The organism is Pseudomonas sp. PICF6 (genome assembly GCF_009831705.1).
In the GTDB taxonomy this organism is placed as follows: Bacteria; Pseudomonadota; Gammaproteobacteria; order Pseudomonadales; family Pseudomonadaceae; genus Aquipseudomonas; species Aquipseudomonas rhizophila.
Map to the genome: position 1 here is coordinate 199,052 of NZ_WUUD01000013.1, position 11,426 is coordinate 210,477.

Consider the following 11,426-nt stretch of genomic DNA (forward strand, 5'->3'; position numbering starts at 1 on the left):
CCACTCCTATTCAGCGGTGACCGCGGGCGAGACCCCGGGGCTGAGATTCCAGACCAGCACGGCACATCCCAACAGTGCGGCCGACGCGATCATCAGAAGGCGCGCGCCTTCGATTCCCAAAAAGCCTGAAGTGGTGAAGAACGTCAGGATCATGGGCGCCGAGCCGCTGACCAGCAGGTAGTAAAGCGAGCTCTTGGCTGCGATGACATCGGCAATCCGCGCATTGGGCGCAGACTCGATCAGCGTTTTACGCAGCTGGATCCTCAGGCTGTTGATGCAAAAACCCAGCAGGAACGCTGCGGCCATCATCACGTAGAGGTTCTGGAAATAGACGATCGCGACATCGGCCAGGACCACCATCAACATGGCGCTGTAACTGTTGAGCTTGATCCGTGGCAACACGGCGGCGCTGAAAGCACCCAGGCCGGCCAAGCCACTGGCGACACCAAACAAGGTGGCGTTCCACTCATTGAGCTTCTGGAAGACGATGGGCACCAGGCTGTTGAACGCGCCGATGTGGAAGCCGATCATGCTCAGGACGATGATCAGGATGTAAAGATTGGCTGGCAGATGCCGGGCGAGAATCGCACTGGTGTCAGGCGCCTGTACCGGATCGTCGGATGTCGGGGTTGCGGCTACCAGCAACGTTGCTCCCAGCGACACGATAGCCGCCAGGCTGATGATCTGCAGGGTCTGATTGACCGAGAAGATATCCACGATCACCCCCCCGAGCAGCGCGCCGCCGAAGGCACCTATCTGGATGGAGGTTTGCATCAGGCGTGCAGACGTGTCGCTGTTGGTCAGGCCCGCCAGCACCAGCTTGGTGTTTTTTGACTCCAGGGTACTGATGGTGAAGTAGTCGGTAACCCCCACCACGAACGCGATACTTAAAAAGCCGATTGGCAGCAGCGCGGCGTCGGTAAGGGACAATCCCAGAATGGCTCCGAATGCCGTGAGTCGAATGTAGAGCAATCGACGCATGCTCAGTTCGACGGTAAAAAACTTACCGATGAACTGTTCGCACAGATAAGGCACCACTGTCGCCACACACAAGGTTGCACCCACCAGGAATGTCGACCCGGTGGTTTCCAGGCCGAACCAGACCATGGCGATGACGATCGCCATATCCAGGCCGGTGAAGAGGGTAACGATCGAGTAGAACGCTCCCAGGGTTGATTTATTAGTCATACGCTTTACTCAGTCATGGCGAGAAAGTTTGAACAGCGGCACGCACCGGTTGTTATCGCTGACCACGGTGCTGATTACGTTCCGCACACGCACCGTTGGCAGGGATTTCTTTTCCAGGTTGCAAAGTTTGTAAGCGTTGTCGTGCCAAGGGCAGATCACGCTTTGCCCGTCCTGCGTGACTTCGCCCATGTGTAACGGACCGCCTCGATGGGGGCAACTGGTGGGCAACAGCTGTGTGGAATGAGGATGGCGCTTGAGAAAATAGGTTTTCTCGTCCACAGCGACATAATTGACGTGGGTCAGATTCAGGCTGATGGCTTTCATGGGCTGGGTTACTCAGATTGCCGTAACGGTGTAGGTGCAGGTTTTGCTGGTGACGCAAGTGCCATGAATCATCCCCTTGGGAATCACGACGCCCTCGCCAGCCTTCAGCCGGACTGACAATTCAGGACTCAGGACAAAGTCCAGCTCGCCTGACTCGACCCAGAACAACTCGTCGTTGGAATGGGTGTGCAGCACCGAGAGTTCGTTTTCCGACTCGGTGATGCGCATGTCCACGTTGCGTTGGCCATGAAGTTCTGCCGCGCGGGCGCGATGTTCGTCCAGTTCGTCGTGCCACTTGATGTGGGCATAGAGCTCTTCGTCGGCGATATCCTGGAGCAATTTGAATTCTTCGAAGCCGCGGATAAGGTCCGGAATGATCTTGTTGCCGAACTGTTCGATCATCGGGATGATCAGGCGCTTCAGGGCCATGCGTCCGTGATGAACGTCGATGTGGGAATGTTCATCGAAGTATTCGGTGGACACGGTGTTGTTGAAGATGGTCCGGATCGCGCGCGACTGATGTTTGGTCGTTAAGGCCAATGTCGCTTCGGTGTAATACATGGCACCGATGTAACGGAACAACTCGCCATGGTTGGCTGAAACGTAATGGAAGTAGTTGGTCAGCGACAGCGAGCTGGCGGTATAGAACTGCCAGTAGTGATGGACGTGATGTGACATGCCCATCTCCTTGAGCATGTCCTCGAAAATGGTGCTGTGTTTCTTTTTGTCTACGCCATAACCGTACTCGTCGATCAGGATCTTGAACAACTCGCTGGTGTACATGCCACAGTTACCCAGCACATTACGCGCCATGGCTGACGCTTCGCTAAGGAAGTCGCCTGCACATTGGGTCATGAAGAATTTTGCCGCTCGTTGAGGATCACGACTGCCGGTCAGGACTGCAAAGAGCCGGGAGTCGGACTGGGCCACGTCGTCCAGCACTTTGTCGGTATGGGCCAGGAACGACTCCAGCTCCCAGGGACCGTTGACATGGACCTCTTCCTTGAGCCAACCGTAAAGATAGTTCTCCAGCACCGGACGGATTTTTTTGCCGGACGCTACGTGCTGTGGCTCATAGAAGTTCTTGAACTCCTTGAGGTTGAACGCCATGGGTGGCTTGGGCAAAAAAACCAGGTCTTGTTCATAAATATTCAACAGCAGCCGTTGCGCCAATAAATGATGGCTGCTTGAAAGCTGGTGGCTTGTCAGGCTGTCGGTGAGAAGCGAGTCGTTGATATCCTGAGGTCGCGAGGGGCGTTGGTACGGGCTGCTTGTATAAAAACTACGAGGTTGCGCGAACGCCTCGGCACGCGCGTAGAGGGCCAGTGCCTCAGCGTCTGCGTTCGTTCCATCATAGGCAGATTCATCAGTAAGTTTAGTTGTCCATAACATGGTGTAGCGCCTTCGCCGATCTAATTGGAGGCGAAATGCTAAAGCTTTGAAACTTTTTGAAATAGCTGAAAACTGATTGCGCCCATAGTGAAATTTACTAAAGGCATAGACGGATTTTGGCTGATTCGATTAAGGGCCAACAGGACCGCCCCCTGGCCTCAGTTTTCCAACAAGTCGACTGCTTTGCCCTCCTGTCTCAAAGTCAGCAGGCCTGCTCGTAAATCGTTGCCGCTGGGCTGCTGATACAGGCTCAACCCGAACTCCGGCATTACCGCCAGCAGGTAATCGAAAATATCCCCCTGGATACGCTCATAGTCGGCCCACGCAGTGGTGCGGGTGAAGCAGTAGATTTCCAGCGGGATGCCCTGGGCCGTGGTCTGCATCTGGCGGACCATGCAGGTCATGTTTGGCTGGATGTCCGGGTGGCTTTTCAGATACGCCAAGGCGTAGGCGCGGAAGGTGCCCAGGTTGGTCATGCGCCGGCGGTTGGCCGACATCGCCGCGACGTTGCCCTGGGCTTCGTTCCAGGCCTTGAGTTCGGCCTGTTTGCGGCTGATGTAATCGGTCAGCAGATGAACCTGGGTCAGGCGCTGTTCTTCCTCGTCCTGCAAAAACCGCACGCCGCCGGCGTCGATGAACAGGCTGCGCTTGATCCGCCGCCCGCCAGATTGCTGCATGCCGCGCCAGTTCTTGAACGACTCGGACATCAGGCGCCAGGTGGGGATCGAGACGATGGTCTTGTCGAAGTTCTGCACCTTGACCGTGTGCAGCGTGATGTCCACCACATCACCGTCGGCCCCCACCTGAGGCATCTCGATCCAGTCACCGACCCGCAGCATGTCGTTGCTGGTCAGCTGCACGCTGGCGACGAACGACAGCAAGGTGTCCTTGTAGACCAACAGAATCACCGCCGACATGGCCCCCAAACCCGACAGCAGCAATAGCGGTGAGCGGTCGATCAGGGTGGCAACAATGATGATCGCGCCAAACACATACAGCACCATCTTGGTCAGTTGCACGTAGCCTTTGATCGAGCGGGTACGGGCGTGTTCGGTGCGGGCGTAGACATCCAGAAGGGCGCTGAGCAGGGCGCTGATGGCCAGCACCATGAACAGGATGGTGAAAGCCAGGGCAACATTGCCCAGGAAAATCATGCTGGTCTTGCTCAGTTCCGGCACCAGGTGCAGGCCGAACTGGATGACCAGCGAGGGCGTCATCTGCGCCAGGCGATGGAAAACCTTGTTCTGGCGCAGGTCGTTGACCCAGTGCAGGGCCGGCTGGCGACCCAGCAACTTGGCACCGTGCAGGATCAAGTAACGCGCCACGCGCCCCAGCACCAGGGCAATCACCAGCAGCAGTATCAGTGCAAGGCTGGAATGCAGGAGGGGATGCTTATCGAGAGCACCCCAAAGGTCTTGAATGTTGACCCAGAGCTGTTTGATGTCCATGGACGAAACGGTTCTTCTATAAAGACGCGACGGTGCGATTAGAGCATTTAAGCCAGGTTAAGTGACCCTTGATGACGAATCGGCTCACAAAAAAGCCACTGATTAGCGCCGTTCGTATAAAGAAACTCGGCCTTCGCGCTCGAAACCGTTACCCTATGCAGCTGTTTTTTTGCATTTCTTCGAGGTAGCACCCGTGTTTTCCCAATTCGCCCTGCACGAACGCCTGCTCAAAGCCGTGGCCGAGCTTAAATTTGTCGAGCCAACGCCGGTGCAGGCAGCGGCTATTCCGCTCGCGCTCCAGGGGCGTGATCTGCGGGTGACGGCGCAGACCGGCAGCGGCAAGACCGCGGCGTTCGTGTTGCCGATCCTCAACCGCCTGATCGGCCCGGCCAAGGTTCGTGTCAGCATCAAGACCCTGATCCTGCTGCCGACCCGTGAACTGGCCCAGCAAACGCTCAAGGAAGTGGAACGCTTCTCGCAGTTCACCTTCATCAAGTCTGGCCTGATCACCGGTGGCGAAGACTTCAAGGTCCAGGCCGCCATGTTGCGCAAAGTACCGGACATCCTGATCGGCACGCCAGGGCGGATGATCGAGCAACTGAACGCCGGCAACCTCGACCTCAAGGAAGTCGAAGTGCTGGTGCTGGACGAAGCCGACCGCATGCTCGACATGGGTTTTGCCGAAGACGTGCAGCGCCTGGTGGATGAATGCGTCAACCGCCAGCAGACCATGCTGTTCTCCGCCACCACTGGCGGTTCGGGCCTGCGGGAAATGATCGCCAAGGTGCTGAACAACCCTGAGCACTTGCAGCTCAACGCGGTCAGCCAACTGAACTCCACGACCCGTCAGCAGATCATCACCGCTGACCACAACCAGCACAAAGAACAGATCGTGAACTGGCTGCTGGCCAACGAAACCTACGAAAAAGCCATCGTGTTCACTAACACCCGCGCCATGGCCGACCGCATCTACGGTCGCCTGGTGGCCCAGGAATACAAGGCGTTCGTGCTGCACGGCGAGAAAGACCAGAAAGACCGCAAACTGGCCATCGACCGCCTCAAGCAGGGCGGCGTGAAAATCCTCGTCGCCACCGACGTTGCCGCCCGCGGCCTGGACGTGGAAGGCCTGGACATGGTCATCAACTTCGACATGCCCCGCAGCGGCGACGAATACGTGCACCGTATCGGTCGTACCGGACGCGCCGGCAACGATGGCCTGGCGATTTCGCTGATCTGCCATGGCGACTGGAACCTGATGTCGAGCGTCGAGCGCTACCTCAAGCAGAGCTTCGAGCGCCGCACCATCAAGGAAGTCAAAGGCACCTACGGCGGACCGAAAAAGGTCAAGGCCTCGGGCAAGGCTGTTGGCGTGAAGAAGAAAAAGGTCGACGCCAAGGGCGACAAGAAGAAAACCGGCGCCAAGGCCCCGACCAAGCGCAAGATCGCCAACCGTCCGAAGACCGACGCTTTGTCGCTGGTTAGCAAGGACGGCATGGCCCCACTCAAGCGCCGCAAGCCGGAGGCGCCAGCGGCTGAGTGAAACGGCGGTAGTGCTTGATAAAAAGAACCGGACCTTGAGTCCGGTTTTTTATGGATAACTGAATCTGACGCAAAACCCGTGGCGAGGGAGCTTGCTCCCGCTGGGCTGCGCAGCAGCCCCAACAAAGTGGAATTTACAATCATCTAACGAGTTGACGCTTCGATTTCAGGGGGCGCTTCGCACCCAGCGGGAGCAAGCTCCCTCGCCACAAAAGCAAGCTGTGCCCTGCTTCGGGCATCACCCCGCTTTCTTCTCCGCATTCTTGAGCTCTTGAAGACGCTCATCAATCAACTGGCACTTATCCGGCACGTCCTTGCTGGCGGTCTCCAGGTCCATGGCCTGCAGTTCCTTATTCATTTCCTTAGCCTTGTCCGGGTTCTGTTCGGTGAGCCTGGTCACTTCCTTGGCCAATTGTTCACGCTTGGCGGTGGCTTGCTCGGGCGTGCAAGTGGCCCAGGCGGGCAGGGCGCAGGTGAGGGTGGCGGCGAGGGTGAGTTTGAGGAGGGTGTTCATGGCAGGGCCTCGTATTCCTTGTTGGGCTGATAAGGGGTTGAGGCCACGCGAGGGTGGAAAGTTCATTGGCTGGAGGTTGCGAGGTACGCCCGCGATTGTTTCTGTCCGTCTCGCAGGAAGTCTCCGGTTCCGCATCGGACCTTTCGTACTTCCGTGGGGAAGGCGTCTTATTTCAGATGAATGGTTTCGGTAATAGTCCCGCGGATCAAACAAATAGTTGACGTCAAAATGATGGCTAATTAGTATCGCGCCACTATTTTGATATCGATTTTGCTAGAGGGATCTAACATGTCCTCCCCCTTACTTTGGGCGAGGTTGTGCGTAGCTTTGCTGTGCCTTTCTCCGCTTGTTGTTGCTCATGCTGCCCCCACCCCCGGCGAAACCGACCTTATCCGCGAGCGTCAGAACCGCTTGCTCGAAGAGCAGCGTCAACGTCTGGAAGAGCTCAAGGACTTACCCGGCAAGGCGGAGAAACCGGCCCAGCCAACAGCGCCTGCCGATGCCCGATGTTTCCCCATCAAGACCATTGAACTCAAAGGTGCCGACAGTCTTTCGGCCAGTGAGCGCGAGCGGTTGCTCAAACCTTACATCGGCCAATGCCTGGGCGTGACGCAGCTCAATGAGCTGCTCAAAGTCATCACCGATCACTACATCGAAAAAGGCCTGGTCACCAGCCGGGCCTATTTACCGCAGCAGGATTTGTCCGGTGGGCATTTAAGCGTGCTGGTGGTGGAAGGACGGCTTGAAGGCTTGAAGGGCGCCGAGAACAGCAAGCTCTCGGACCGTGAATTGGCGATGGCCTTTCCTGGCAAGACCGGCGAGTTGGTCAACCTGCGAGAGATCGAGCAGATGGTCGATCAGCTCAATCGCCTGCCATCGAATCAGGCGAAGATGGAGCTGACCCCCGGCCAGAACGTCGGTGGCAGTGAAGTGCGCGTCACCAACGAAGTACAAAAGCCCTGGCGTGCCGGGCTGTCGCGTAGCAACGACGGCCAGCGCAGCACCGGCGAGCAGCAGTGGGGCACCAGCTTTGAGTGGGACAGCCCGCTGGGCTTGGCCGACCAGTTGATGTTGCGCGGTGGTCACGATGCGATGACCGACCACCAACACACCTCCAACAACGCCATGCTCTATTACAACTTGCCTTTTGGCTGGTGGAGCGTCAGTTACACCTACAGTCGGAGCGAGTACCGCTCGCAGATCCCGGCCAACGGTTTCAACTTCAAGCAGACCGGCGACAGCCAGAACCATCAGTTGCGAGTCGAACGGGTGATTCACCGCGACGCCCTGAGCAAGACGTCTCTCAACACCGGCCTGGCCTACCTGCGCACCAATAACTTCATTGAAGACAGCAAACTGGACGTCAGCAGCAATCGCCTGAGTGAAGGGCAGTTCGGCATCAACCATGGCCGACGGGTCGGCAGTGCTTTCGTCAACCTGGACCTGGGTGTGCAGCAAGGCATCGGCGCTTTCGATGCCCAGGGCGATCACGATCCGGGTCCCGGCCAGGCCGACGCCCGTTATCGCAAATACACCGCCACCGTCAGTTACCTGCAACCGTTCAAGTTGTGGGGCGAATCGTTCAGTTTCAGCAGCCTGATGACCGGCCAGCGCAGCGAGGACGTGCTGTTCAGCCCCCAGCGCATGAGCCTGGGCGGGCAATCGTCGATTCGTGGCTACAAGGACCAGTCGCTGTCCGGCGACAGCGGTGGTTATTGGCGCAACGACCTGCGCTGGAGCCGCCCGGTGACGCTGGAGTGGTTGCGCCCGGTGTTCGCTGAATACGGCACCAGCCTCGGTTACGACCAAGGCGTGATTCGTGGCGGCCGCTACAACGACGACCAGCACGGGCGCATGTCGAGCAATTCTCTGGAGTTGTTCGCCCGCGGCCAGCACCTGAGCGCCAGCGTCACCTTCGCCCATTCCCTGGAACGCCCGGATGCCCTGACCGAGCGCGAAGCGCCGATCTACTTCCGCGTGGATGTATTCCTCTAATTCCTGCTGCAACGAGACTCGATCATGGACGACCGCCAACACGCCTTTCTGGCCTGCCAGCCTTCTGCTACCTTGCAAACCCGCGAGCACTTCTGGGGCATGCCCAAGCGCGGCCTGGCGTTCCTGTTGGCCAATGTCATGTTCTGGCAACCGCTGTGGGCCCAAGCTGACGGGATCGTGGTCAGCGCACCGGGTACTGGTCTGGACCGGGCCGGTAACGGCGTGCCCATCAGCAAGCTCCCTCGCCACAGGGTTCGCGCTCGACTTGCGCGGGTTGGCGCATCAGCTATGGCAGCAGCCGTGGGGCTCGGCCTCTTCGTATTTATCGTGATGCCGCACCCAGTCCATGATTTCGTCTTCGTTGCGGCCCTTGGGCGTGAGATCGAGGTAGTTGTAGGTGCCGACCAGGATGTCGAGGCCGCGGGCGTAGGTGGAGTAGGTGTGGAAGATGTCGCCGGCTTCGTTGCGATAGAAGACGCTCAGGCCTGGGAGTTCGCCTTCGGTGGTGTCGGATTTTTCGTAGTTGTAGGAGGTTTTTCCAGCGGCGACGTCTTCGGCCTTGAAGCTGACGCCGAAGTCGTAGTTGAAGTCGCAGCCTTCTGACGAGACCCAGTCGAAGGCCCAGCCCATGCGACGTTTGAACGGCTGGAACTCGGCGAACGGCGCGCGGGAGACGGCGACCACGGCGACGTCGTGGTGGGCCAGGTGTTGGTTGGCGCCGTCGATGTGGTCGGACAGAAATGAGCAGCCATCACAGCCTTCTGTCCAGCCGGGGCCGAACATGAAGTGGTAGATGATCAGTTGGCTGCGGCCGCCGAACAGGTCGGCCAGGCTCAGTTCGCCGTTGGGGCCCTGGAAACGGTAGGGTTTTTCGATTTTTACCCAGGGCAGGGCGCGGCGTTCTGCGCTGAGTTTGTCGCGTTCGCGGGTGAAGGCTTTTTCGTGGATCAGGTGCTGGCGACGGGCGGCGAGCCATTCTTCCCGCGAGACGACGGCATGATTTTCTACGTTCATGGTGAATTCTCCTGCGTGGCAGAGCCGCTGATTCGGCACTTCTGTCAGTGGTCGTTTGGCCCGGGGGGAATTCGACAGGCCGTTGGTCGGCTTGGGCAATAGCCCACCGGTAAGCCCGGCTGAACGGCAGCGCAGCGCCTGGGTCACACTTTAAGTAGGCATCTCACTCTTTGGAGGATGGACCAGGATGACGACTTATAACTGGGACTTGATCGAACGGTTGTTGCACGAAGTGCAAAACGGCGCCGGCCACAGCTTTACCCCTCGGCCTTATGCGGAGCAGTACGCGGCAGAGAAGGCAGCCGCAGGCGAGCCGATCGAGAACCTCGATCATCTGAAAGCGGTCGCCGGGGAGTACGAAAAGCTGCTGTTGGAGCGTAACTATATCGAGCCTCGGCCGGAGGAAGAGGGAGGTAACGGCGAGAACTTTGTGCTGACGCCCCGTGGCTCGCGGTTGTTGAGCCTGATCGACAGCAGCATCCCGGGCAATGATCATCCGCGCCAGGTGCTGGATGAGCAGGAAGATGCGCTGGATGAGTTTACTTTTGATGAGGTGGCTTCGAAGGCGCAGATTGCCTGACAGGCCTGCACTGAGCCCTGTGGGAGCGAGCTTGCTCGCGATAGCGGTCTGACATCAACAGGTGTGTTGCCTGTTCTGCCGCTATCGCGAGCAAGCTCGCTCCCACATTCGATCTCCCACATGCATCTCAGTGGTTTTATGAGCGTGCTGCCTTCAGGCACTTCAAATCACTGAAATCCTTTTTCACCCGGTCGATCTTCCTCAGCAAGTGTTCGCGTTGCGTCGGGGTGCTGTCGGCCATCACGTCCACCAGCAGGCTGCGGGCCTGGGCTTCGGTTTTGTCGAAGGCCTGGCGGTAGGCGGGGGTCCAGAGGCTTTCGCGGTCGACCAGCAGTTGCTCGATGCGCTTGGGGAAATCGGGGCTGTGGCGTTGGGCCACAGCTTCGCTGAACTGGTTTTGCCAGTGCGCGCGGTTGGCGATCCATTGCTGGTTTTGATCGCCCAAGGCGCGGGACCAGGCCTGCACGCGTTGGCGCTGGGTTTCGCTGAGCGGACCGAGCCAGTCGTTCAGGCGTTTCTCCATGCGTTCGCTGCGCTCCTGGATTTGCTGCTGCAACGTCGGCTTGAGGTATTGCTGCTGGCGTTTGCGTTGGTCTTTGACGAACGCGGCGTCCATGTCCGCGACCTGATCGTCGTTCAATCCCTGCAATAACTCGATGGCCGACGGGGTGATTTCCCGGGCGGTTTCGGCGATGGCGGCCTTGGCTTCCCGGGTACGCTGTTGCAGGGCCTGGTCGGTCACCTGGTTGGTTTGCACCATGTTCTTCAAGCGGTCCAGCCAGTCAAGGTAGCCGGGCAGTTGTGTGGTGCAATGCCAGTTCAAGTGTTCATTGAGACGGTCGTTGAACCAGTCCTTTTGCTCGCCATTGATGTCCAGATAGTCGTTGAGCGTCCAGGGGATGATCAGGTCGAGGTTGCGGTAGGCCAGGCCCACGCGGCTGCAGGCGGTGACGGTGAGCAGCAGGGCCATGAGCAGGGCGATGCGGGTGAACCAGCGCGACATGAGCGAGTCCTTGCGAAGGCATGGGTTGCGAAGGCGTAACTGTCTTGTTTGAGCATGGCAGGTGCGCGGCAGTTCAGCTGATCGAATAAGTAACGCTTAGTAAAAAGGGTGGGCCATCTTGAGGGTCAGCAGGCCGTCGCATTCGCTGTTGTGGCCGGAGTACGCCGAGCAACGGCTGCCGCTCAAGCTTGAGTCGCTGTAGATCAGGTCCAGGTCGATGCCTCTCCAGGGGCGGGAAATTTTCAACGACCAGTCACTGAAACTGCCTACATAACCGTCCTCCACCGACACCGGTGAGTTGTACTGGTGGGTGGTGTATTTGGCGCTGACGCCAATGCCAAACGGCACGTTGCCGCCCAGGTCGGCAAACAAGGTGCTGTTCTGTTTATCCGGGTCGTTGCTGAAGGCCACGCCGAACCTGCTGCCCAG

At 58.5% G+C, this 11,426-nt stretch carries 11 protein-coding genes and 1 pseudogene; 4 read left to right on the forward strand and 8 right to left on the reverse strand.

The features are described from left to right. Window positions 1–6 precede the first annotated feature (6 nt). The 4 genes from GSM73_RS05975 to GSM73_RS05990 form a co-directional block, all read right to left on the reverse strand. The gene (locus GSM73_RS05975; protein WP_092458267.1) at window positions 7–1,188 is read right to left on the reverse strand and encodes a hypothetical protein; all 1,182 of its coding nucleotides are present in this window, start codon (window positions 1,186–1,188) and stop codon (window positions 7–9) included. Window positions 1,189–1,197: 9 nt separating this feature from the next. Beyond that, on the reverse strand, window positions 1,198–1,512 hold the full coding sequence (locus GSM73_RS05980) for a Rieske 2Fe-2S domain-containing protein (protein WP_092458270.1): 315 nt from the start codon (window positions 1,510–1,512) through the stop codon (window positions 1,198–1,200). 12 nt (window positions 1,513–1,524) lie between these two features. Then, window positions 1,525–2,637, reverse strand: a complete 1,113-nt coding sequence (locus GSM73_RS05985) for an iron-containing redox enzyme family protein (protein ID WP_256244289.1) — start codon at window positions 2,635–2,637, stop codon at window positions 1,525–1,527. Window positions 2,638–3,062: 425 nt separating this feature from the next. Beyond that, a complete protein-coding gene (locus tag GSM73_RS05990; protein ID WP_160891858.1) occupies window positions 3,063–4,352 on the reverse strand; it encodes a mechanosensitive ion channel family protein in 1,290 nt (429 codons plus the stop codon). A 193-nt stretch (window positions 4,353–4,545) separates the two neighbouring features. On the opposite strand from GSM73_RS05990, the gene GSM73_RS05995 reads away from it, so the two are divergent. Further along, a complete protein-coding gene (locus GSM73_RS05995) occupies window positions 4,546–5,892 on the forward strand; it encodes a DEAD/DEAH box helicase (protein WP_107322100.1) in 1,347 nt (448 codons plus the stop codon). Between the two features lie 237 nt (window positions 5,893–6,129). Here the strand turns inward: GSM73_RS05995 and GSM73_RS06000 are convergent, their stop codons facing one another. Then, window positions 6,130–6,405 (reverse strand): hypothetical protein, encoded by a 276-nt coding sequence (locus GSM73_RS06000; RefSeq protein WP_160891860.1) that lies wholly within the window; start codon window positions 6,403–6,405, stop codon window positions 6,130–6,132. A gap of 288 nt (window positions 6,406–6,693) precedes the next feature. On the opposite strand from GSM73_RS06000, the gene GSM73_RS06005 reads away from it, so the two are divergent. Further along, window positions 6,694–8,400 carry a ShlB/FhaC/HecB family hemolysin secretion/activation protein gene (locus GSM73_RS06005; RefSeq protein WP_160891862.1) on the forward strand — a complete coding sequence of 569 codons (1,707 nt, stop codon included), beginning with the start codon at window positions 6,694–6,696 and terminating at the stop codon, window positions 8,398–8,400. Between the two features lie 24 nt (window positions 8,401–8,424). After that, window positions 8,425–8,646 (forward strand): annotated as a pseudogene (locus tag GSM73_RS28195) (hypothetical protein); the annotation flags it as partial. A gap of 36 nt (window positions 8,647–8,682) precedes the next feature. Here GSM73_RS28195 and GSM73_RS06010 read toward each other — a convergent pair. After that, the gene (locus GSM73_RS06010; RefSeq protein ID WP_160891864.1) at window positions 8,683–9,414 is read right to left on the reverse strand and encodes a thioredoxin family protein; all 732 of its coding nucleotides are present in this window, start codon (window positions 9,412–9,414) and stop codon (window positions 8,683–8,685) included. Between the two features lie 187 nt (window positions 9,415–9,601). Here GSM73_RS06010 and GSM73_RS06015 point away from each other — a divergent pair, with 187 nt between their 5' ends. Then, window positions 9,602–9,994, forward strand: coding sequence for a transcriptional regulator (locus GSM73_RS06015; RefSeq protein ID WP_076385904.1), 393 nt, complete (start codon window positions 9,602–9,604; stop codon window positions 9,992–9,994). A 136-nt stretch (window positions 9,995–10,130) separates the two neighbouring features. On the opposite strand, the gene GSM73_RS06020 is transcribed toward GSM73_RS06015, so the two are convergent. After that, on the reverse strand, window positions 10,131–10,997 hold the full coding sequence (locus tag GSM73_RS06020) for a DUF6279 family lipoprotein (RefSeq protein WP_076385902.1): 867 nt from the start codon (window positions 10,995–10,997) through the stop codon (window positions 10,131–10,133). 96 nt (window positions 10,998–11,093) lie between these two features. Continuing rightward, window positions 11,094–11,426: TorF family putative porin (locus tag GSM73_RS06025; protein ID WP_218575619.1), on the reverse strand; the 333-nt coding region annotated here is incomplete at its 5' end.

Coding starts and splice junctions, on each gene's coding strand:
- GSM73_RS05975 (WP_092458267.1), bottom strand. CDS start 1,188: ATGACTAATAAATCAACCCTGGGAGCGTTCTACTCGATCGTTACCCTC.
- GSM73_RS05980 (WP_092458270.1), bottom strand. CDS start 1,512: ATGAAAGCCATCAGCCTGAATCTGACCCACGTCAATTATGTCGCTGTG.
- GSM73_RS05990 (WP_160891858.1), bottom strand. CDS start 4,352: ATGGACATCAAACAGCTCTGGGTCAACATTCAAGACCTTTGGGGTGCT.
- GSM73_RS06000 (WP_160891860.1), bottom strand. CDS start 6,405: ATGAACACCCTCCTCAAACTCACCCTCGCCGCCACCCTCACCTGCGCC.
- GSM73_RS06005 (WP_160891862.1), top strand. CDS start 6,694: ATGTCCTCCCCCTTACTTTGGGCGAGGTTGTGCGTAGCTTTGCTGTGC.
- GSM73_RS06010 (WP_160891864.1), bottom strand. CDS start 9,414: ATGAACGTAGAAAATCATGCCGTCGTCTCGCGGGAAGAATGGCTCGCC.
- GSM73_RS06015 (WP_076385904.1), top strand. CDS start 9,602: ATGACGACTTATAACTGGGACTTGATCGAACGGTTGTTGCACGAAGTG.
- GSM73_RS06020 (WP_076385902.1), bottom strand. CDS start 10,997: ATGTCGCGCTGGTTCACCCGCATCGCCCTGCTCATGGCCCTGCTGCTC.